Here is a 21695-nt window from a genome sequence, read left to right as displayed (position 1 = left end):
GATCTTGACTCGCTCGAGGGTGAGATCCGCTCCGGCGAGCCGGGAAGCCTCTACCGTGGAACACATGTTCCGCACCATCACGGCGCGCCAGTTGGCGTTCGACCTCACGCTCGCGGCCTGCTGCTTCCTGCTGCGGTTGACGCTCGGCATGGAGTCCGTCGTGATGCTCTTCGTGGTCGTCGCGATGGCGGCCGCACTCGCGCTGCGGCGGAAGAGCCCCGCGCTCGCGCTGGCCATCGCCTGGGCTGGTGCGATCCTTCAGGTTCTCGCCGGTCTCGATCCAGACAGCTCCAACCTGGCGATCCTTCCTGTGCTCTACGCCACGGCGTGCTACGGCACGCCGCTGGTCAAATGGTCCGGGCTCGCGTCGAGCGGCATCGGCGCGATCATCGTGGCGATCTACAGTTCACTGCGCAGCCTGCTGTTCACGCCCAACTGTGCCACCACTCCCGATGGCTCCTGCGTGGGCGTCGCGCTGCCGCACTGGGCGTTCTCGATGCTCATCCTGTTCTTCGTCGCGCTCACCGTCTTCGCGCTCAGCTGGACCCTCGGCCTGCTCGCGAAGAGCTGGCGGGTCAATCGCGAGATCAGCCAGGCGAGGATCCTTGCCGAGCGCCGACGCATCGACGCGCAGAACGAGACTGTGGTGGAGCAGGAGCGCAACCGCATCGCGCGCGACATGCACGACGTTGTCGCGCACTCGCTCGCGGTCGTCATCGCCCAGGCGGATGGCGCGAGGTATGCCCGCGAACACGATCCGGATGCGGTCGACGCGGCCCTCACGACCATCGCAGGCACGGCCCGGGACGCTCTCGCCGACGTGCGCGTGCTGCTGGGCCAGCTTCGGCACAGCCAGGGCGAGGCACCGCAACCTGTGCTGGCGGACCTCGAGCGACTGTTCGAGCAGTTGCGGTCATCCGGCCTGGGGGTTGATGTCGAGGTGGTCGGCGAACCCGTCGCGCTCGCCACGGGTCAGCAGCTCGCGATCTATCGCATCGTGCAGGAGGCGCTCACGAATGCGCTTCGGCACGGCGACCGCTCCGCCGCCGCGGTCGTGCGCTTCGACTGGAGCCCCAACTCGGTGACCGTGACGGTGAGCAACGGGATGGATGCTTCGCGAGTCGACGCGGACAGGACGCCAGACGGACACGGTCTGGCCGGCATGCGCGAACGAGCGGTGCTCTGGGGCGGCACGTTCACGGCGGGGCAGCAGGACGCGCGGCGCTACGTCGTCGCAACCACCCTTCCCCTCTCCACGAAAGCGGGCGTGAGTTCGTGAGCGATCCGATCCGCGTCGCGCTGGTCGACGACCAGTCGCTGTTCCGCGCGGGAATCCGCATGCTCGTCGCCTCGCAGCCGGATCTGGAGTTCGTCGGTGAGGCGGGCGACGGCAGCGAAGCCGTGGCGATGGTCGTCGCGGCGAGACCCGACGTTATTCTCATGGACATCCGCATGCCCGTCATGGACGGCATCGCCGCCACCATCGCCATCCTGGCAGACGCCGATCACCGGGGCGTTCCCGCGCCCCGCATCATCGTGCTCACCACCTTCGACCTCGACGAGGCGGCGACGCGTGCGATCCGCGGCGGCGCGAGCGGCTTTCTGTTGAAGGATGCCGACCCCGAGTTCCTGCTCGCCTCCATCCGAACCGTGCACGCCGGCAATGCGGTGATCGCGGCCTCGGCAACTCGCGAGCTCTTCGAACACTTCGATGGCAGCCAGCGCAGACCTGCCGAGCCGGCGGCGTTCGCGGCCCTCACCGCGAGGGAGCGCGACATCTTCGTGCTCGCGGCGAGGGGGCTGAGCAACTCCGAGATCGCGGCGGGGGAGTACCTGAGCGAGGCGACCGTGAAGACGCACATCAGCCGCATTCTGGCCAAGCTCGGGCTGCGCGACCGGGTGCAGCTCGTCGTCTTCGCCTTCGAGCACGGGCTCAACGAGTAGCGCGAATCATCCTCCGGATGTAGCGACGAACGACGAGCGACTGACGAGGCGGATGCGCTGCCGACCTAGCGTGGAACCATGGCATTCAATCGCAGCGAAGCGGGCCTCGTCGCCCGTGTCTCCCACCTGACCAAGTCCTACGGGGCGGGCTCCACTCTCGTCAGCGCGCTCGACGATGTGTCACTCGGCATCGCCGTGGGCCAGTTCACGGCGATCATGGGGCCGAGCGGTTCCGGCAAGTCCACGCTCATGCACATCATGGCCGGCCTCGACTCTCCCACCTCGGGGCGAGCCTGGCTCGGCGACACCGAGATCACCGATCTTGACGACGGGCATCTGACCGTGCTGCGCCGGCGTCGGGTGGGCTTCGTGTTCCAGTCATTCAACCTCGTGCCCACCCTCGACGTGAACGGCAACATCTACCTGCCCTTCGAGCTGGATGGGCGTCGCCCCAGCCTCGCCGAGACATCCTGGATCTCTGGTCTCATCGAGTCGCTCGGTCTCGGACACCGGCTCACGCACCGGCCGCACCAGCTCTCGGGCGGCCAGCAGCAGAGGGTGGCGATCGCGCGCGCGCTCGCCACGCGTCCCGACCTCGTGTTCGCCGACGAGCCCACCGGAAACCTCGACTCGCGCACCGGTCGCGAGGTACTCTCCCTGCTCGCCGCGGCCAGCGCCGACTACGGCCAGTCCATCGCCATGGTCACGCACGACCCCATCGCAGCAAGCTACGCCGATCGCATCGTGTTTCTCGCCGACGGCCGTGTCGTGGAAGACCGCGGTCGCTCAACGCCGGAGGAGATCTCGAGCTTTATGCTCGCCATGGAGCAGAGCGCGTGAGGGGTATGACCACGCGGGACCACCGATCGAGCATCCTCGTCACCGCGCTGAGCGCCGCCTTCGGCGCGGGGCTCATCCAGGCCACCTCCTACCTGACGCAGATCGTTGCAGGCAACCAGATTTCGAAACACGAATCCGTGCAGATCGCGCTGCTGCTCGTTGCGGGTGTCTTCATTCTCATCGCGGTCTACGTCGGCTCGATCGTGACCGCCAACACCTTTGCGACCATCATCGCCAGCCGCACGAGAACGATCGCGCTCATGCGGCTGATCGGCTCGAGCGCCTCGTCCCTGCGGCGTGCCGTCGCGCGCGAGGGGCTCCTGGTGGGCGTGGTGGGTGCCGCGATCGGCGCGGCCGTCGGACTCGCGCTCACCGTTGGCGGCATCCGAATTGCAGCGGCGATGGGATCGGTCCCTGCCCTCGACTACGGCTCGGTCAACCCGCTCATCGTTCTCCCCACGGCGATCGTCGTGCTGTCCACGTGGGCAGCATCGTGGGTCGGCTCCCGCAGGGTGCTGGGCGTCACGCCGATCCAGGCCATCGGCACGGCGCAGGAGGCGACGCGCGAGGAGACCCTGCATCGACCGGTGAGGAACGCGGTGGCGGCCGTGCTGTTCTTCGGAGGCATGCTGGTACTCGGTCTGGGAGCCGCGCTCGGCTTGGTATCCATGCTGGGCTTCCTCCTCGCCTTCGTCGGCGGCGTCGTGTCCTTCAGCGGCGTCGTGGTGGGAGCGCACCTGGTCATGCCTCTCGCGTTGAGGATGAGTGGGCGACTGCTCGGCCGGTCCGCGCCGACCAAGCTCGCGGCCGAAAACGCGCTGCGATACCCGGAGCGCAGTTCCCGTACCGCGATCGGCCTCGTCATCGGTGTGACGCTCATCACCACCTTCGCCGTGGCCGCTCACAACTACTCGAGCATGATCGAGCAGGCCATGGCGACCGAACCCGGCAGCTATCAGGGTGCGGATCAGGTGCTGTCGGTCACCCTGGGCGTCTTCACCACGCTCATCGGCTTTTCGGCCCTCATCGCCGCCTTCGGTATGATCAACAACCTCTCGTTGAACGTGCTCCAACGCACGCGAGAGCTCGGCCTTCTGCGTGCACTCGGCTTCACCGGCAGGCAGGTGCGCGGGATGATCGTGGCCGAGAGCGCGCAGATGACGATCGCCGCCGTCGGTCTGGGCTTGATCCTCGGTGTGGTGTACGGCTGGGCCGGAGCGCAGTCCCTGCTCGGCTCTATCTGGGGCAGCCCGGGGCTCGTCTGGCCGTCAATCCCGTGGTTGCTCCTCGTCATCCTCGTCGTCGGTGCCGCACTGCTCACGCTCGCCGCGGCGCAGGCTCCCGCACGCCGGGCAACCACGATCTCGCCGGTACTCGCGCTGGCCGTCGACTGACCACGCTCCTTCGGCGTCCTGTGAACCCGCTGCGCGAATGAGCGCGGGTGCTGAACGTTCCCTCAGGATGACCGTTGACGTGCCTTCGCCGCTCTCGAGCGCCACATACTGGACCTCTGGCCGGGCGGAGGAGCGGGACGACGTGCTTGATGGACTATGGCACCTGAGGCTGGTCGACGGACCGGTTCCCACTGTCGTTTACGTGCTCGCTGGCGCAGCCGTCGTCGTCCTGCTCACACGGCGTCCCGTGCGACGCCTCGTTATCAGCCTGGTTGCCGCCGCCTGCGGAGCGCTCGTGGGCTGGATATTCGCGTGGCTCGTGAGCGACGTGTGGGACAGTTTCGGCGTTGCGCTCAGTGTGCCGACGCGCCTGTGGACCGCTGCGACCGTCGCCGGCGTCGCCCTGGCGATCGCGAACCTGAGCGGGCGTGAGCGTTGGCGCACCGTGGTCGCCGCGTTCTCGATAGTGCTGTCGCTGCTGGCGGGCGGCCTGGGCATCAACGCGGATGTCGGGGAGTTCCCGGCGCTCGGACAGCTCTTCGGCAAGACGATCATTCCGCCCCTGAGCCTCGACTTTCTCTCCACGCTGCGGTCGCACGCCACGCTGGCGGACTGGACCCCGCCCGCGGACCTGCGGATGAAGGGACGCGAGGGACTCATTGACATTCCCGCGACGGTCTCGCATTTCGATGCCCGTCCCGCCGTCGTCTACCTGCCGCCAGCGGCGCTCGCGGCAAACGCTCCCGCGCTCCCGGTGCTCGTGATGCTCTCGGGCCAGCCGGGCGCCCCCTCCAACATCGTGACCTCGGGCGCCCTGCCCTCGATCGCCGACGCCTACGCGAGCGCGCACCGCGGACTCGCCCCGATCGTCGTCGTCCCCGACCAGCTCGGTGCGCCCGAGGCCAACCCGATGTGCGTCGACTCCCCGCTCGGCAACTCGGCGACCTATCTGACCGTCGACGTGCCGAACTGGGTGAGATCGCACCTGCACGTGCTCAACGGACCGCGCTACTGGGCCATCGGCGGATTCTCTCAGGGCGGTACCTGTTCGATCCAGCTGGGGGCGGAGCACCCGGAGTTGTACGGGGGCATCCTGGACATCGCCGGACAGGTCGCGCCTCACCGTGGTTCCATCTCCGCCACCATCAAGGATGCGTTCGGTGGTTCGGCGGATCGCTATCGGCAGTCCTCACCCCTCGCGCTGCTCGCGGCGGGGGCGCCGTACCCGCCACACACCCTCGCGATCTTTGCCGTGGGAGCCAAAGACACGAGATTCGGGCCGGGCTCGGTCACCGTTGCGCACGCCGCCGCCGCGGCAGGAATGGACGTGCACACGTTCACCTCACCCGACACGGCCCACGACTGGCACACCGTGCAGTACGCGCTCATTCGGGCCCTGCGCCTGTTCGGTGCGGAATGGTCCCTGCGATGAACGGCTGGATCAGGTCGCGGCGGCTGAGCCTGTCCGCGGCCGCGCTGATGCTCGTTCTCGCCTTCGTCACCGGTTCGGCGCTGCACGGACCGGGGCCGCGGCTACGAGTGCTCGTGGGAACCGGCCTCGATGCCTTCAACGACAGCCACAACCTGTTGTCGCCGCTGACATCGGTCTTCTTCGCCACCAGCACGCTCGAGTTGCTCGTCTCGATGGCCGCCCTCGTCTTCCTTGTCGGCGCATCCGAGCAGCTCATGGGATGGTGGCGAACACTCGTCGCCTTCGTGGTGACCGCGTACCTCGGTGCTGGGCTCGGGATGGTGCTGCAGGCGGCCGGCCTCCTCGCTCGCGAGACCTGGGCGGTCCGCATCCGCGAAAGCATCGTCTTCGATCCCTTCACCGCGATCACAGGAGTCGTGATGACCGCGAGCGCCTTCGCGGGCCCACTGTGGCGCCGCCGCACGCGAGTGCTCGGTTTCACCGCCGTGATCGTGGTGTTCCTGTACTCTGGCCAGCCCTCGGATCTGTTCAGGCTCATCGCGGCGGCAGTGGGGTTGCTCCTCGGTTTCCTGCTTGCGCGTCCCAGCCCGGGTGCGCGCTGGTCTCGCAGCTCTCACCACGAGGCGCGCAGCCTGCTCGCCGCAGCACTCATGATCACGGCCGTCGGGCCTTTCGTCAGTATCTTCTCGCCGGCGAGGTACGGGCCGCTGCATCCGCTCGGCCTGCTGTTTCGGGATGCGCTTCCGCACCTCAGCAGCGTGCGGCACCTGTGCCTGCACCACATGGCGAGCGCGGGGTGCAGTCTCGACGTCGCGCTCGCCAGGATCAACGGCCCCGGGCCGGTGCTGCTCGCACCGCTGCCCCTCATCGTGCTGATCGTTGCCGGTCTCGGCATGATGCGCGGGCGCCGGAGCGCCGCCTGGATCGCGATAGCGGTCAACGTGCTCCTCGCGGTCCTCGCGAGCTTCTACTACGGGTTCCTCCCGGCGTTCGGCAGCAACCCGATCGACATCGACAATGCATCCGGCACCGAGTCGGCAGTGCGGCTGGCCGTGTCGGTGCTCGTGCCCCTCATCATCGCGGTGCTCATAGCCATGAACGTGCGGCATTTCACCGTGCGCACGCCGCGCAGCGTCGTCATGCGGTTCCTCATCCGGGTCGGCGCCGCCTTTGTCTTCCTGAGCGGGCTCTACTTCGTCGTCGGACTGCTCTTTCGTCATCAGTTCCGTCCGGTCGCCACCCCGGACGCGCTCCTCCTCGACCTCCCGGAGCGATTCGTTCCGGTCGGGTTTCTGCGGTTGGAGCATCTCACCTTCGTTCCCATCGGCCCGCTGTCACGCCTCGTCTACCAATGGATCGGCCCGGCCTTCTGGATCGCGCTTCTCGTCGCCGTGATTCCCGTGTTCTTCTCCGAGAGAAATCGCAGCAGCTCCACCGAGCGGGAGAGAGTGATCGCGATGCTGCGCGTCGGCGGTGGCGGCACGCTCGGCTGGATGTCGACGTGGAACGGCAACAGCTACTGGTTCGCACCGGATGGCCGCGTGGCGATCGCATATCGGGTCTATTCCGGCGTCGCGATCACCACCTCGGATCCGATCGGACCGCCCGAGGCGCTCGAGGCGGCGATTCGCGACTTCGCCACCTTCTGCGATGACAATGGCTGGACACCGGTCTTCTACAGCGTGCACGAATACCTGGCACCGCTGTTTGCCTCGATGGGCTGGTCTTCCATGGTCGTGGGGGAGGAGACCGTGGTGCGGCCGGAGGCGTGGACCATGCAGGGCAAGGCGTGGCAGGACGTACGCAGTTCGATCAATCGAGCGGCCCGATCGAACCTGCGTGCCGAATGGACGAGCTACCGCGCGCTGCCGGTGACCGCGACGGCGCAGTTGGAGAGCATCTCCGAGGCGTGGGTCGCGGAGAAAAACCTGCCGGAGCTCGGCTTCACGCTCGGCGGCCTCGACGAATTGCGCGACCCCGCCGTGGCGCTGCTCCTAGCAATCGACGAAGACGGAACGATTCAGGCGGTGACCAGTTGGATGCCGAGCTATCAGGATGGCGAGGTCGTCGGCTGGACCCTCGACTTCATGCGCCGGCGGCCGGACAGCATGAACGGCGTCATGGAGTTTCTCATCGCGAGTGCAGCGCTCCGGATGCAGCAGCAGGGCATCGAGACGATGAGCCTCTCCGCCGCTCCGCTCGCGAGAAGCCAGGACCCGGGTGCAGACAACGGCCGGATGCAGCGGCTCCTCGGCTTCCTCGCACGAACCCTCGAACCGGTCTATGGATTCGCGTCTCTCCTGAACTTCAAACAGAAGTTCCAGCCGGAGTTCCGGCCGCTGCTGATGACCTACCCCGATCCGCTCGCGCTGCCGGCGATCGGATTCGCGCTCGCGCGGGCGTACCTGCCGTCCATGTCGCTGAGGCAGAGCATCCGGTTTGTGAGGAGCCTCGGCTGAGTGTGATTGCTGAACTGAACCACCAAGCGGTGCTACCCTGAAATCGTGTTGTTCGGTCTGCTCCTTCTTAGCTGCCGCGACGAGTCCTAATCCAGGCCTCCCTCGTCGCGGAGTCTGGCGTTCTCGAAACGCAGTGGCTGACCATTAACTCGCACGAGGAGCAGAGAGCATGAAGAACACGCAGACACCATCGGCGATGCCGATTCACAAGTACCGCCCGTACCACGAGACCCTCACCGTCGACCTGCCGGATCGCACCTGGCCGAACGCCCGCATCACAAAGGCGCCGCGCTGGTGCGCCGTCGACCTGCGCGACGGCAACCAGGCCCTCATCGACCCGATGAGCCCCGAGCGCAAGCGCACCATGTTCGACCTGCTGGTGCGGATGGGCTACAAGGAGATCGAGGTCGGCTTCCCGTCGGCGAGCCAGACCGACTTCGATTTCGTTCGCAGTCTCATCGAAGAAGACCTGATCCCGGACGACGTCACGATCCAGGTGCTGACCCAGGCGCGCGAAGCGCTGATCAACCGCACCTTCGAGTCTCTCAAGGGCGCCAAGCGCGCCATCATGCACCTCTACAACTCCACGAGCGTGCTGCAGCGCGACGTCGTCTTCCGCACCGATAAGCAGGGCATCATCGACATTGCGCTCGAGGGTGCGAGGCTCTGCAAGAGGGCGGAGGCGCTCGTGCCCGGCACCGAGATCTACTACGAGTACTCGCCCGAGAGCTACACCGGAACGGAGCTCGAGTTCGCTCTGGACATCTGCAACCAGGTGCTCGAGGTCTTCCAGCCGACGCCCGAGCGTAAGGTCATCATCAACCTGCCCGCGACGGTCGAGTCCGCGACACCCAACGTCTACGCAGACTCGATCGAGTGGATGTCCAGGCACCTGAACCACCGCGAGAACGTCATCCTGAGCCTGCACCCGCACAACGACCGCGGAACGGCGATCGCGGCGGCGGAGCTCGGCTACATGGCCGGTGCGGACCGCATCGAGGGCTGCCTGTTCGGCAACGGTGAGCGCACGGGCAACGTCGACCTTGTCGCACTCGGCATCAACCTGTTCACTCAGGGCATCGATCCGCAGATCGACTTCAGTGACCTCGACACTGTGAAGCGCACCGCCGAGTACTGCAACCAGCTCAAGGTGCACGAGCGCAGCCCCTGGGCGGGCGACCTCGTCTACACCGCCTTCAGCGGCTCGCATCAGGACGCGATCAAGAAGGGCTTCGAGGCCATGGAAGCCGACGCGGCAGCGCAGGGCACGTCCGTCGACGACCTCGTCTGGGCCGTGCCCTACCTGCCGGTCGACCCCAAGGATCTCGGCCGCAGCTATGAGGCGGTCATCCGGGTCAACTCGCAGTCCGGAAAGGGTGGCGTCGCGTACCTGCTGAAGACCGACCACGCGCTCGACCTGCCGCGCAAGCTGCAGATCGAGTTCAGCGGCGTCGTTCAGGCCAAGACGGATGCCGAGGGCGGCGAGGTCACGAGCGACCAGATCTGGGACATCTTCACCGACGAGTACCTCCCGGCGGCGATCGACGACGACAAGTGGGGACAGTTCGAGCTCACCCGCACGCGCACCTCGAGCGACCTCTCCGGCGAGATCTCGCTGCAGATCGACCTGCGCGTCGGCGAGAGCGTCATAGCGACCGAGGCGACGGGCAACGGCCCGATCGCGGCGTTCCTCAACATCATGGCCGAGCAGAACATTCAGGTGAAGCTGTTCGACTATGTCGAGCACGCGCTCAGCGCGAGCGGCGACGCACTCGCCGCGGCCTACGTCGACCTCGACGTCAACGGCGTGCGGCTGTGGGGCGTGGGAATCGACGCCGACATCTCCACCGCGTCACTCAAGGCGGTCGTGTCCGCGGTCAACCGCGCGGTGCGGGCGACCACCGGCGACCGCGAGTTGGCGAGCGTCTAGCGGCCACGATCATCCGTAGTAGCGTCGAGGCATGACGAGCAGCGAATCCGGTCCTGTGACCGCGGTTCCCGGCTCGTCTGCCTCGATCACTACGGCGGATGGCGCGCAGTGCGCACCGCGACCGCTCGCCGAGAGCATCATCGACCACGCCGCGATCGTGCGGAATATGGCTCGGCTGCGGGCGACGCACAATGCCAAGTTCATGGCCGTCGTCAAGGCCGGTGCCTTCGGCCACGGTGCGGTCGAGACCGCGCGCACGGCTCTTGCGGCGGGTGCAGAATGGCTCGGCGTGGCGACCCTCGACGAGGCGCTCGAACTGCGACGCGCCGACATCGTTGCCCCGATCCTGACCTGGCTCATCGATCCGTGGTGCGACCTCGGCGCGGGCATCGCGGCCGGAATCACGCTCTCCTGCGCGAACGTCGAGACCCTTGAGGCCGTGATCGCGGCGGCCGTGCGCACGGGGGCGTCGGCCGAGGTGCAGCTCGAACTCGACACCGGAATGGCGAGGGCAGGTGCCACCGGCGCGCTCTGGGCGGAGCTGTGCGCCGCTGCCGCGGCAGCGGAACGCTCCGGCGCCCTGCGAGTGACCGGCCTGTGGTCGCACTTCGCGCTCGCCTCGGATCCGGGCCCCGAGGGCATCCGTTCGGCCGTCGCCGCGTTCGAGCACGGGCTGGGCGTTGCGCGCGAGGCGGGACTCGATCCGGCCGAGGTGCACCTCGCCAACTCAGCGGCGACCCTCGCGCATCCGGAGACCGCGCTGACGATGGTGCGCTGCGGCGCCTCGCTCTACGGCATCGAGACCGTCACCGGGCAGACCCACGGCCTCGAACCCGCCCTGAGACTCGTGACCAGGGTGACGCAGCTGCGTCGGATCCGGGCCGGCGCCGGCGTCGGCTACGACCATCGCTTCGTGACCCCCCGCGACACCACCATCGTGCTCCTGCCGGTGGGCTACGCCGATGGGGTGCCGCGGTTGCTTGGGGGGCTCGCGGAGGTGATGATCGGCGGCAAGCGGTACCCGATGGTCGGCGTCGTCTCCATGGACCAGGTCACCGTGGACGTTGGAGACGCGGATGTCGAGCTCGGCGACGAGGTCATACTGCTCGGCGATGCGAGCCGAGGTGAGCCGGATGCGGCAGAATGGGCACGCCTCGCCAGCACCCTGTCGCACGAAATCCTGACCGGGCTCGGCGGGAGAATCTCGAGAAGGCATGTGAACGTCCTGTGAACACGAGCAACGGCGACCAGAACGCCAGAATCACCGTCGGCATCATCTTCGGCGGAGCCAACAGCGAGCACGAGGTCTCCTGTTCCTCGGCGCGCGGAGTGCTCGCGAACCTCGACAGCAGCCAGTTCGAGCCGGTGCTGCTCCACATCGGGCGGGACGGCCTGTGGCGACGCGTCGAGAGCATTGACGACGATGCCGAGGGTGGAGCGATGCTGCCGGACCTCGACGGTCTGGATGTCGTGCTCCCCGTGCTGCACGGCCGCTTCGGCGAAGACGGCACCGTGCAGGGACTGCTCGAACTCGTCGGCATTCCCTATGTGGGCTGCGGCGTTCTGTCGAGCGCCCTCGCCATGGACAAGCTCATGACCCAGAGCGTGCTCGCCGCCGCAGGGCTCCCCACCGTCACCTCGATCGGCGTCACCGAGCGCACCAGGGCGGATGCCGCGGCAGCGGCCGAGCGACTCGGCTATCCGGTGTTCGTCAAGCCCAATCGCGCAGGCTCCAGCGTCGGCGTGAGTCGGGTGGAGTCGGCTGCGGATCTGGACGATGCGCTCGATCTTGCGCTGGCATCCGACACCACGGCCGTGCTTCAGCCGCTCATGGTCGCCGAGGAGATCGACCTCGGCGTGCTGCAGCAGCCCGAGGGTGAGCTCGTCATCGGCGCTGCGCTGCACATTCTGACGGCGCGCGGCAGCGCCTTCTTCGACTACACCGCCAAGTACACCGACGGCGGCCACGAGTTCGAGATTCCGGCGAAAATCCCGGATGAGCTGCGCACGACGCTCGAAGGCCTCGCTGTGCGCGCGTTCCGCGCCCTCGATTGCGAGGGGCTCGCGCGCGTGGACTTCTTCCTCTCCGCCGATGGCGCGATCGCGATCAACGAGGTCAACACGATGCCGGGCATGACGGCGCTCAGCCAATTCCCCTCGATCTGGCAGGCCTCCGGGGTCAGCTATCCCGAGTTGCTCGGCCGATTGATTGACCGGGCGCTAGCGGCGCGGCCGGCCCGCGCCCGCACCGCGTAGTCGCGGGCGGGGGAGTCGCGGCAACCGATCGATGGTGCGCTGCTCCGGTAAGCTCCAGTTGAACAGCACGGCGAGTTCGCGCACGCAGAAGGTCACCACGGTGCAGACGATGGCCGCCACGAGCACGTTGACGCCGAGAGCGACGAGCACGACAAGGGTCGTGGAGCCCGCGACGGCGGCGATCGCGTAGAGGGAGCCGACGTGCATGAGCGCGATCGGCAGGTTGAGAAGCATGTCGCGCAGGATCGACCCACCTACGGCCGAGAGCACGCCCACGAAGACCGCGGGCACCTCGCCAACACCGAGAGCGAGCGCCTTGGTCGTTCCGATGGCGCCGAACAGTCCGATCGTGAGCGCATCGAGGGCGGTGATCACGTGGCTGAGCCTGGAGAAGATGCGCGCCAGCAGCATCCCGGCGAGTGCCGCGGCCGTCGCAACGGGCAGGTACCAGTTGCTCTTGAGCGCGGCGGGCAGCACGTTCAACAGGAGGTCGCGGAGGATGCCGCCCCCGAATCCCGTCGCGACCCCGATGATGGCGATGCCGAGCAGATCGAGCCGACGGTCGCGGAACTGCGCCGCGAACATCGCGCCCTGCACCCCACCGATCGCGATGGCGAGCAGGTCGGCCCACACGGGGATCACGAACGCGGCTGGGTGCATTCGACCATTCTCCAGCCTCCGGCCTGCACACGCGGGATTGTGGCAGTTGGTGTCCGCAGCCTGTCGTCACGGCGTTCGCGATGCTCGGCATCCGATAATGGAACGGTGCCCCTCTATCGTGATGAAGCCGTCGTGCTGCGCACCCACAAGCTGGGTGAAGCAGACCGCATCGTCACGATGCTGAGCAGGCAGCACGGCAAGATCCGCGCGGTGGCCAAGGGCGTTCGACGCACCGCCTCCAAGTTCGGCGCGCGGCTCGAGCCCTTCATGGTCGCCGACGTGCAGTGCTACGTCGGCCGCAGCCTCGACATCATCACGCAGGCGGAGTCGCTCGGCTCCTACGGGGCCGAAATTACAAGCGACTACGGCACCTACACCGCCGCGAGCGTCATGGTCGAGACGGCCGACAAGCTGACGGATGACGACGGGAGTCTGCAACAGTACCTCCTGCTGGTCGGAGCCCTGCGCTCGCTGGCCCGGCGCGAGCATCCGCCCACGCTGACTCTCGACTCGTACCTGCTGCGCGCCCTGTCGATCGCCGGCTGGGCGCCGAGTTTCGTGGACTGCGCGGTGACCGGTGCGCCCGGCCCGCACACCACGTTCGTCGTTCAGTTGGGCGGAGTCGTGGCCGACGAGGTCGCGCCTCCCGGCTCCCCTCGGCTCGATGCCTCGACCCTGTCGCTCCTTGCCGCGCTGCTGACCGGCGACTGGGATGCCGCGGAACTCGCCGAGGAGCGGCACCGCAGTCAGGCGAGCGGCGTCGTCGCCGCGTACACGCAGTTCCACCTCGAGCGCAGCCTGCGATCGCTGCAGCACGTCGATCGGACGATCGCGTGAGCCCGGTCCCCAAGACCCACAAAGACGCCGTCGACTTCAAGCCCATCGACTGGACCGGCCTCTATCCGCCGGCGTTCGCGCGCGGCTCGGTGCCCGAGCATGTCGCGATCGTCATGGACGGCAACGGCCGGTGGGCGAACGGCAGGGGACTCACGCGCATCGAGGGTCACCGCGCCGGTGAGGCCGCGCTGCTCGACGTCGTCGCGGGAGCGATCCAGGCGGGCGTGAAGCACCTCAGCGTCTACGCCTTCTCCACCGAGAACTGGAAGCGTTCGCCCGAAGAGGTGAAGTTCCTCATGGGGTTCAACCGCGACGTGCTGCACCGCCGCCGCGACCAGCTCAACGACTGGGGCGTGCGGGTGCGCTGGGCGGGTCGCAAGCCTCGGCTCTGGACATCCGTCATCAAGGAACTGCAATTCGCCGAGCGGCTCACAGCGGGTAACTCGGTGCTCACGCTCACGATGTGCGTCAACTACGGCGGCCGCACCGAGATCGCGGATGCCGTGCGCGCGCTGGCAGAAGAGGTCGCCGCCGGCAGGCTCAAACCCTCGGGCATCAGCGAGAAGTCGATCCAGAAGCACCTCTACACGCCCGACCTGCCCGACGTCGACCTGTTCGTGCGCAGCTCGGGGGAGCAGCGCACGAGCAACTTCATGCTCTGGCAGAGCGCGTACGCCGAGATGGTCTTCCTCGACACCTACTGGCCCGACTTCGGCAGGCAGCAGCTGTGGGAGGCCATCGAGCTCTACGCCGCGCGCAACCGTCGCTTCGGTGGTGCCGTGGACGCCCCCTCCGCCTGACCCTCCGCGGTCGGCGCACCGTTTGCCCGGGCGGCGCGGCTCCGCTGGCGCCCCACCCGGGTGCTTTCGGAAATTCAGGACTTCGGTCCCGAGGGGGCGCGATGTGCGAGCTCCGAGCCACCTTTGCGCGCCATTGTCCTGAATATCCGAAACAGCCCGCGCAGGATGACCACTCGGTTTGGGTCGACATGACCCTAAGTGCTACAATCAGTTCAGGTCAGAACGACTCTTACTGAATCGAGCCAGATGGACGCGTCACAGCACGAGCGGCAGGGCATCTCCCTCGCCGTCTCCACCGTGATCTTCGCCCTGCGTCCGCATTCCGAAACCGGACTCAGCACCGTGTGGATTCCGCTGGTGCGCCGCATCCGCGACCCCTTCGATCGCAAGTGGGCGCTGCCCGGCGGCTGGGTCACGGCCGACGAAAGCCTCTCGGATGCCGCGGCCCGCAACCTGCTCGAAACCACCTCGCTCTCGCCCACCTACCTCGAGCAGCTCTACGCCTTCGGCGATGTTGACCGCTCGCCCGACCGGCGCGTCGTGTCGATCATTTACTGGGCGCTGGTTCGCCAGGAGGAGGCCGAGCGCGCGACCGAGGGCGAGAACGTGCGTTGGTTCCCGGCGGACGAGTTGCCGTCGCTCGCCTTCGACCACAACGTCATCGTCGAATACGCACTCTGGCGGCTCCGCACCAAGATGGAGTACTCCCGCATCGCCCGTGCCTTCCTCGGCGAGACCTTCACGCTCAGCGAGCTTCGACTCGTGCACGAGGCGGTGCTCCAGCGCCAGCTCGATCCAGCGAACTTCCGGCGGCAGGTCGAGGCGTCGAAGACCCTCGTGCCCACGGATGCCGTCGTCTCCGGCGGTCGTCACCGGCCGCCGCGCCTGTTCCGCTACGACGAGAGCATGGAGCTCGTCGACAACGGCCCGCTCAGTCCGAGAAAACAGTAAAGCCCCGAACGACCCCGACAAACAAGGAAACCAGGGAGCACCGTGTCATCGATTGACGCAACCATTCAGTTCATCCGCGCGACGGGGAAGGGCTCGACCTGCGCGCCCGAGCTCGCCGATGGCCCCTGGGTCTTCGACGCACTGCCCGAACCGGGCTACGGTCCAGGCGCCTCGATGGGCGACATCATCCCCACGGATGCTCCGCGGCAGGGGGTGCTGCCGAGCGAGTACCAGCGCGCCTCGAACGAGGAACTGCACGAGCGCATCCGTGTCGCGAAGCGCACCCTCGGTTCGCGCGTCGTCGTCCTCGGGCACCACTACCAGCGCGACGAGGTCGTGCAGCACGCCGACTTCGTGGGCGACTCCTTCCAGCTGGCCGGGGCCGCTCAGACCGTGCCCGAGGCCGAGACGATTGTCTTCTGCGGCGTGCACTTCATGGCCGAGACCGCGGACATCCTTGCTCGGCCAGGCCAGTCGGTCATCCTCCCGAACCTCGCGGCGGGCTGCTCCATGGCCGACATGGCAGACATCGACTCGGTCACCGAGTGCTGGGAGCAGCTCGAGGCGCTCTACGGAACCGAGCCGGATGCTGAGGGTCGTGTTCCCGTCATTCCGGTCACCTACATGAATTCTTCCGCCGCGCTCAAGGCCTTCTGCGGCGACCACGGCGGTATCGTCTGCACCTCGTCGAACGCGAAGACGGTGCTGGAGTGGGCGTTCGCGCGGGGTCAGCGCGTGCTCTTCTTCCCCGACCAGCACCTCGGACGCAACACGGCGAAGGCGATGGGCATCTCCCTCGACCAGATGCCGATGTGGAACCCGCGCAGCCCGCTCGGCGGAAACGATGCCGAGACGCTCGACGCCGCCAAGGTCATCCTCTGGCACGGCTTCTGCAGCGTGCACAAGCGCTTCAGCGTCGACCAGATCGAGCTTGCGAGGCTGGAGTTTCCGGGGGTGCGCGTGATCGTGCATCCGGAGTGCCCGATGCCCGTCGTGGACGCCGCTGACGAGGCCGGCTCGACCGAGTACATCCGCCGTGCCGTTGCCGAGACGACGGAGCCCACGACGTTCGCCATCGGCACCGAGGTGAACATGGTGAACCGGCTCGCCTCCGAGCACCCCGAGCACACGATCTTCTGCCTCGATCCGGTGGTCTGCCCCTGCTCGACGATGTACCGCATCCACCCCGGCTACCTCGCCTGGATTCTCGAGGGGCTCGTTCGCGGCGAGGTCATCAACCAGATCTCGGTGCCGGTCGACGTCGCGGCATCGGCGCGGGTCGCCCTCGAGAGGATGCTGGCGGCACGCCCGTGAGCCACGTCGTCGTTGTCGGCACCGGCATCGCCGGTCTCGTCGCCGCGCTCGAGGCGAGTGCGCACCACGACGTGACGCTCGTCACGAAGTCGGAGCTCACCGAGAGCAACACGCGCTACGCGCAGGGCGGCATCGCCGCCGCGATGTTCCCCGACGACAGCGTCGAGGAGCACGTCGCCGACACGCTGCGCGCCGGTGCGGGGCTCGCCGATCCGCGGCTCGTGCGGATCCTCTGCGCGGAGGGGCCCGATCGTATCCGGGAGCTTCAGCGACTCGGCGTCGAGTTCGATCGCAAGGGCGGCGAGCTTGCGCGCGGTCGAGAGGCAGCTCACTCGCGCGCCCGGGTACTTCACGCCGGAGGCGACGCGACCGGTTTCGCGATCGAGACCGCTCTCGCCGACCGGGTCGAGCGCGCTGGCATCACCGTGCTCGAGCACAGCTTCGTCGCGGAGCTGGTCGCGACCGACGGTGCGGTCACCGGCATCGAAGTGGTCGACTCACTCGCCCGATCGCGTGTTCTCTCCGCAGACACCGTGATCCTCGCCAGCGGGGGAGCGGGCCAGCTCTATTCGCACACCACCAACCCGCTCGTCGCGACCGGTGACGGCGTTGCGGCGGCCTGGCGCGCCGGAGCGATGCTCGGCGACGTCGAGTTCTACCAGTTCCACCCCACCTCGCTCGCGGTGCCCGGCAACTTCCTCGTCTCCGAAGCCGTGCGCGGCGAGGGTGCCGTGCTGCTCGATGACGCTGGTCACCGCTTCATGACCGGCGTGCATCCGGATGCCGAGCTCGCCCCACGAGACGTCGTCGCGCGAGGCATTGCGGCCGCGATGGCGGCGCAGGGCGGAGCCCCCGTGCATCTCGATGCCACCGGACTCGGCGCAGAGTTCCTGCGCGAGCGCTTCCCCGGCATCACCCGCGCCTGCGAGGCCAACGGCATCGACTGGACTCGCGAAGCCGTGCCGGTCACGCCCGCTGCGCACTACTGGATGGGCGGGGTGCGCACCGACGAGTGGGGGAGAACGTCGCTGCCCGGCCTCGTCGCCGTCGGTGAGGTGGCGAACACCGGGGTGCACGGCGCCAACCGCCTGGCCTCGAACTCGCTCCTCGAATCGCTCGTCTTCGCGGCCCGCAGCGTGCGTGCGCTGGGTGAACCGTGGCCCGAGTTCGCCGCCGGCGATGCTTCCGCCTCGGCTGCGCCGTCGGGGGACGGCAGTCCCGTGGAACGGGGCGCGCTGCAGTCACTCATGTGGAACGCAGCGGGCCTGTACCGCAACGAGGGCGAGCTCTCGGCGGCCGCGACCGTGCTCGCGGGATGGCGTGGCGCATCCGGCTCTGTTGCGGAGCGCGAGACCAGCAACCTGCTCGACCTCGCCCGCGTCGTCGTGGCCGCGGCACGCGCCCGGCGAGAATCCCGTGGCGCGCACTTCCGATCCGACTTTCCGAGCACAGACCCCGCCGAGGCGCGACACGCGACCTGGGCGCGAAAGGTAGCCGTCGCATGCTGACCAGCCAGGCCATCCGAGCCGTCGTCGAACCCGCCCTCGCCGAAGACGCCCCGTGGGGAGACGTGACGAGCGAACTGCTGCTTCCGTTCGACGCCACGGCGACAGCGGTGCTCTCGGCGCGCGAGCCGGGGGTGCTGAGCGGCGGAGAAGTCTTCGCCGCCGCGATGACGATCGTCAATCCCGCGACCGCCGTGACCCTCGAGCTTGCCGATGGCGCGGCTTTCGAGCGCGGATCGGTGCTCGCGACGGTGCGCGGCAACGCGCGAGCCATTCTGCGGGCGGAGCGTGTCGCGCTCAACCTCGTGCAGCGGATGAGCGGCATCGCCACGCTCACGTCCCGCTACGTTGCGGAGGTGAACGGCACCTCGGCTCGAGTGGTCGACACCCGCAAGACCACGCCCGGCCTTCGCGCGCTCGAGCGCCACGCGGTGCGCTGCGGCGGCGGACACAACCACCGCTTCTCGCTCTCCGACGCCGTGCTCGCGAAGGACAATCACCTCGCCGTGCTGCTCGCGGGGGGCCGTGATCTCACCGAGGTGCTGCGGGAGGCCCGGTCACGGCTCTCGCACACCACTCACTTCGAGGTGGAGGTCGACCGTATCGACCAGATCGAGCCGGTGATCGCCGCCGGCGTCGACACCATCATGCTCGACAACTTCACGCCGACTGAGCTGCGCGAGGGAGTCGCGATCGTCGCCGGCCGCGCGCTTGTGGAGGCGAGCGGCAACGTCAATCTCGACACGATCCGGGAGATTGCAGGCACGGGTGTCGACATCATCTCCGTCGGAGCGCTCACCCACAGCGTGCGCGCGCTCGACCTCGGGCTGGACGTGCAGCTGGACAGGCCGTGATCTACCTCGATTCCGCGGCAACTACCGCCGTGCGCCGCGAGGTGCTCGAGGCGATGTGGCCGTATCTCACGGGCGAGTTCGGCAACCCGTCCAGCCACCATTCGCTCGGCGAGTCGGCCGCGACGGCCCTCGGTGCGGCGCGTGCGACCGTGGCGCGCTGGCTCGACTGCCGCGCATCCGAGGTCGTCTTCACCTCCGGAGGCACCGAGGCGGACAACCTCGCGATCAAGGGTCTCGCCCTGGCCGCCCCGCGCGGACGCCACATCGTCACGACGCCCACCGAGCATGAGGCGGTACTCGAATCGTGCGACTACCTCGTGCGCCAGCACGGGTTCGAACTCAGCCTCGCGCCTGTCGATCGGGATGGACTGGTCGATCTCGACGAGCTTCAGTCTCTCGTGCGGGACGACACGACGCTCGTCTCGGTCATGTACGCGAACAACGAGGTCGGCACGGCGCAGCCGATTGCGCGAATTGCGGAGGTGGCGAAACTGCACGGCGCGCGGATGCACACGGATGCCGTGCAGGCCGCGGGCGCTCTGCCGCTCGACGTCGGGGCGCTCGGCGTCGACGCACTCAGTGTGTCCGGACACAAGCTCGGCGCCCCGAAGGGAATCGGTGCGCTGTACCTGCGCGGCGGCGTGGCCGTCGAGCCCGTGCTGCACGGGGGAGGGCAGGAGCGCGGGAAGAGGTCGGGCACCGAGAATGTCGCGGGCGCCGTAGGGCTGGCTGCGGCAATCGAACTTTCGTCGCGCGTGTCTGGCAATGACCTGGGTCGCTTGGGCGGCATCCGAGACGGGTTCATCGGCGAGGTGATCGCCACCGTGCCAGGTGCAGTTCTCACCGGACACCGCACGCTGCGGCTCCCGGGCAACGCATCGTTCTGCTTCCCCGGGACGAGTGGTGAGGCGGTGCTGCTGCAGCTGGAGCAGCACGACATCGTGTGCTCGAGCGGATCGGCGTGTGCTGCTGGGCGAGACGACCCGTCGCACGTGCTCGTCGCGATGGGCATCGAGCCGGCCGTCGCCCAGACCGCCGTGCGTTTCACCTTCGATGCCGCGACCACCTCGGAGCAACTGCACGAGGTCGCGGCGCACCTTCGCGAGGCCGTCGCCTCGGTGCGCGCGATCGGTGCCACCACCCGCTGACGCCGGCAGCTCTCCGCCTCCCGACAGCCCCTCCGGCCCCGCACTTTCAGAAATTCAGGACTATGGCGCGATCCGCCGGCCTTAGGTCCCGGTTGTGGGCTCATTGCGCGCCACTGTCCTGAATTTCCGAAAGGAGCGGAGGAGAGAGCCAGCCTCGCGGCGGTCGCTACGCTGGCTGCATGCCCAATACCAGCCCGATCCGCACCGGAATCATCGGCTTCGGCCTCTCCGGCCGCGTCTTCCACGCGCCGTTCGTCGCGACGAACCCGGCCTACTCGCTCGACCTGATCACCACGAGCGACCCCGGCCGGGCAGCGGATGCGCGCCGCATGCACCCGGGTGCGGAGATCCTAGAGACACCGGCACAGTTGCTCGCCAAAGCCAAAGATCTCGACCTCGTCATTCTCGCGTCACCCGCTCACGTGCACCTGGAACATGGCCGGGCCGCTCTCGACGCCGGTGCAGCGCTCGTCATCGACAAGCCGTTCGCGGCATCCGTCGACGAAGCTGAGCAGCTCATCACCGCCGCCGAAGCTGCGGGTAGACCGCTCGCCGTATTCCAGAACCGCAGGTGGGACGGCGACTTCCTCACCGTGAAGAAGCTGCTCACCGAGGGGCGACTGGGCGCGGTGCATCGCTTTGAGTCCACGTTCGAACGCTGGTCGCCCGCTCTGCGTGATCGCTGGCAAGACACCACCACCATCGCGCAGGGCGCCGGCATCACGTTCGACCTCGGCAGTCACCTCGTCGACCAGGCGCTGCATTTGTTCGGCCCGGCCACGGTGGAGCACGCCGAACTGTCGATCATTCGCGACGGCGGCACGAGCGACGACGAGGCATTCATCTCGCTGATGCACGAGGGCGGCGTGCGTTCGCACCTCACGATGAGCCGCGTCGCCGCGCAGAGCGGTCCGCGCTTCAGAGTGCTCGGCTCCGCCGCCGCCTACGTCGTGCACGGCGTCGATAGCCAGGAGCCATTCCTCAAGGCCGGCGCATTGCCGACCGACGAAGCCTATGGAATCGAACCCGAAAGCGCATGGGGCCTCGTCGGCATCGACGGTTCTGCGAATGTCCCGCTCACGCGCCAGCGCACAGAACGAGGCGACTACCCTGCCTTCTATGCCGGGCTGGCCGCCACCATCCGCGATGGTGCGCCGCTGCCGGTGGATCCCCGCGAGTCGCTCGAGACGCTGAGGATCCTCGCGCGTGCCCACGAACTGAGCGGTCTCTGAACTGAGCGGTCTGCGCTGAGCCGACGGGAAGCGTCCCGGTCTAGGTGTACTCGGTCATGACGTTGGTGACACTCGGCTGATTGGTGGTTTGCCTCCGCAGGCGGTGTGTGGTCGATCGTAGTTGTAGTGGTTCAGCCAG

General features: G+C 67.9%; 18 protein-coding genes. 17 read left to right on the top strand and 1 reads right to left on the bottom strand.

Features of this window, described 5'->3' with window-relative positions; translation table 11 throughout:
• Window positions 1–64: 64 nt before the first annotated feature.
• The 9 genes from ABUA37_RS14265 (at window position 65) to ABUA37_RS14225 (ending at window position 12255) form a co-directional block, all read left to right on the top strand.
• Entirely contained in the window at window positions 65–1279 is a 1215-nt protein-coding gene (locus tag ABUA37_RS14265; protein WP_349899903.1) for a sensor histidine kinase, read from the top strand.
• Entirely contained in the window at window positions 1276–1944 is a 669-nt protein-coding gene (locus ABUA37_RS14260) for a response regulator transcription factor (protein ID WP_349899902.1), read from the top strand. Before ABUA37_RS14265 ends, ABUA37_RS14260 begins: the two co-directional genes overlap by 4 nt.
• 78 nt (window positions 1945–2022) lie before the next feature.
• Window positions 2023–2784 (top strand): ABC transporter ATP-binding protein, encoded by a 762-nt coding sequence (locus ABUA37_RS14255; RefSeq protein WP_349899901.1) that lies wholly within the window; start codon window positions 2023–2025, stop codon window positions 2782–2784.
• Between the two features lie 5 nt (window positions 2785–2789).
• Window positions 2790–4178 carry an ABC transporter permease gene (locus tag ABUA37_RS14250; protein ID WP_349899900.1) on the top strand — a complete coding sequence of 463 codons (1389 nt, stop codon included), beginning with the start codon at window positions 2790–2792 and terminating at the stop codon, window positions 4176–4178.
• Window positions 4179–4245: 67 nt separating this feature from the next.
• A complete protein-coding gene (locus ABUA37_RS14245) occupies window positions 4246–5610 on the top strand; it encodes an alpha/beta hydrolase (RefSeq protein ID WP_349899899.1) in 1365 nt (454 codons plus the stop codon).
• Window positions 5607–8069, top strand: a complete 2463-nt coding sequence (locus ABUA37_RS14240; RefSeq protein WP_349899898.1) for a bifunctional lysylphosphatidylglycerol flippase/synthetase MprF — start codon at window positions 5607–5609, stop codon at window positions 8067–8069. The genes ABUA37_RS14245 and ABUA37_RS14240 overlap by 4 nt, the downstream gene beginning before the upstream one ends.
• A 169-nt stretch (window positions 8070–8238) precedes the next feature.
• Window positions 8239–9999, top strand: coding sequence for a 2-isopropylmalate synthase (gene leuA, locus ABUA37_RS14235; RefSeq protein ID WP_349899897.1), 1761 nt, complete (start codon window positions 8239–8241; stop codon window positions 9997–9999).
• A gap of 31 nt (window positions 10000–10030) precedes the next feature.
• Window positions 10031–11230, top strand: a complete 1200-nt coding sequence (alr, locus tag ABUA37_RS14230; RefSeq protein WP_349899896.1) for an alanine racemase — start codon at window positions 10031–10033, stop codon at window positions 11228–11230.
• Window positions 11227–12255 carry a D-alanine--D-alanine ligase family protein gene (locus ABUA37_RS14225; protein ID WP_349899895.1) on the top strand — a complete coding sequence of 343 codons (1029 nt, stop codon included), beginning with the start codon at window positions 11227–11229 and terminating at the stop codon, window positions 12253–12255. The genes alr and ABUA37_RS14225 overlap by 4 nt, the downstream gene beginning before the upstream one ends.
• Here ABUA37_RS14225 and ABUA37_RS14220 read toward each other — a convergent pair.
• A complete protein-coding gene (locus ABUA37_RS14220) occupies window positions 12220–12915 on the bottom strand; it encodes a trimeric intracellular cation channel family protein (RefSeq protein ID WP_349899894.1) in 696 nt (231 codons plus the stop codon). The two genes, ABUA37_RS14225 and ABUA37_RS14220, sit on opposite strands and share 36 nt — an antisense overlap.
• A gap of 105 nt (window positions 12916–13020) precedes the next feature.
• Here ABUA37_RS14220 and recO point away from each other — a divergent pair, with 105 nt between their 5' ends.
• The 8 genes from recO (at window position 13021) to ABUA37_RS14180 (ending at window position 21556) form a co-directional block, all read left to right on the top strand.
• Window positions 13021–13752 (top strand): DNA repair protein RecO, encoded by a 732-nt coding sequence (recO, locus tag ABUA37_RS14215; RefSeq protein WP_349899893.1) that lies wholly within the window; start codon window positions 13021–13023, stop codon window positions 13750–13752.
• Window positions 13749–14552, top strand: a complete 804-nt coding sequence (locus ABUA37_RS14210; RefSeq protein WP_349899892.1) for an isoprenyl transferase — start codon at window positions 13749–13751, stop codon at window positions 14550–14552. The genes recO and ABUA37_RS14210 overlap by 4 nt, the downstream gene beginning before the upstream one ends.
• A gap of 246 nt (window positions 14553–14798) precedes the next feature.
• Window positions 14799–15503, top strand: coding sequence for an NUDIX hydrolase (locus ABUA37_RS14205; RefSeq protein ID WP_349899891.1), 705 nt, complete (start codon window positions 14799–14801; stop codon window positions 15501–15503).
• A 42-nt stretch (window positions 15504–15545) separates the two neighbouring features.
• Entirely contained in the window at window positions 15546–16817 is a 1272-nt protein-coding gene (nadA, locus tag ABUA37_RS14200) for a quinolinate synthase NadA (protein ID WP_349899890.1), read from the top strand.
• On the top strand, window positions 16814–18325 hold the full coding sequence (nadB, locus tag ABUA37_RS14195) for an L-aspartate oxidase (RefSeq protein WP_349899889.1): 1512 nt from the start codon (window positions 16814–16816) through the stop codon (window positions 18323–18325). Before nadA ends, nadB begins: the two co-directional genes overlap by 4 nt.
• Window positions 18319–19176, top strand: a complete 858-nt coding sequence (gene nadC / locus ABUA37_RS14190; protein WP_349899888.1) for a carboxylating nicotinate-nucleotide diphosphorylase — start codon at window positions 18319–18321, stop codon at window positions 19174–19176. Before nadB ends, nadC begins: the two co-directional genes overlap by 7 nt.
• Window positions 19173–20324, top strand: coding sequence for a cysteine desulfurase family protein (locus ABUA37_RS14185; RefSeq protein ID WP_349899887.1), 1152 nt, complete (start codon window positions 19173–19175; stop codon window positions 20322–20324). The genes nadC and ABUA37_RS14185 overlap by 4 nt, the downstream gene beginning before the upstream one ends.
• 179 nt (window positions 20325–20503) lie before the next feature.
• Window positions 20504–21556, top strand: a complete 1053-nt coding sequence (locus ABUA37_RS14180) for a Gfo/Idh/MocA family protein (RefSeq protein WP_349899886.1) — start codon at window positions 20504–20506, stop codon at window positions 21554–21556.
• The last annotated feature ends 139 nt before the right edge of the window (window positions 21557–21695 follow it).

The sequence above is a fragment of the Parafrigoribacterium soli genome (assembly GCF_040227235.1).
GTDB classification, from domain to species: Bacteria; Actinomycetota; Actinomycetes; order Actinomycetales; family Microbacteriaceae; genus Parafrigoribacterium_A; species Parafrigoribacterium_A soli.
This window is presented reverse-complemented; position numbering and strand designations above follow the sequence as displayed.

Excerpts from the sequence above, each read along its gene's own strand:
- ABUA37_RS14205 (WP_349899891.1), top strand. The coding sequence starts at position 14,799 with ATGGACGCGTCACAGCACGAGCGGCAGGGCATCTCCCTCGCCGTCTCC.
- leuA (WP_349899897.1), top strand. The coding sequence starts at position 8,239 with ATGAAGAACACGCAGACACCATCGGCGATGCCGATTCACAAGTACCGC.
- ABUA37_RS14255 (WP_349899901.1), top strand. The coding sequence starts at position 2,023 with ATGGCATTCAATCGCAGCGAAGCGGGCCTCGTCGCCCGTGTCTCCCAC.
- ABUA37_RS14250 (WP_349899900.1), top strand. The coding sequence starts at position 2,790 with ATGACCACGCGGGACCACCGATCGAGCATCCTCGTCACCGCGCTGAGC.
- ABUA37_RS14220 (WP_349899894.1), bottom strand. The coding sequence starts at position 12,915 with ATGCACCCAGCCGCGTTCGTGATCCCCGTGTGGGCCGACCTGCTCGCC.
- ABUA37_RS14245 (WP_349899899.1), top strand. The coding sequence starts at position 4,246 with ATGACCGTTGACGTGCCTTCGCCGCTCTCGAGCGCCACATACTGGACC.
- alr (WP_349899896.1), top strand. The coding sequence starts at position 10,031 with ATGACGAGCAGCGAATCCGGTCCTGTGACCGCGGTTCCCGGCTCGTCT.
- ABUA37_RS14180 (WP_349899886.1), top strand. The coding sequence starts at position 20,504 with ATGCCCAATACCAGCCCGATCCGCACCGGAATCATCGGCTTCGGCCTC.
- ABUA37_RS14240 (WP_349899898.1), top strand. The coding sequence starts at position 5,607 with ATGAACGGCTGGATCAGGTCGCGGCGGCTGAGCCTGTCCGCGGCCGCG.
- nadC (WP_349899888.1), top strand. The coding sequence starts at position 18,319 with ATGCTGACCAGCCAGGCCATCCGAGCCGTCGTCGAACCCGCCCTCGCC.
- ABUA37_RS14265 (WP_349899903.1), top strand. The coding sequence starts at position 65 with ATGTTCCGCACCATCACGGCGCGCCAGTTGGCGTTCGACCTCACGCTC.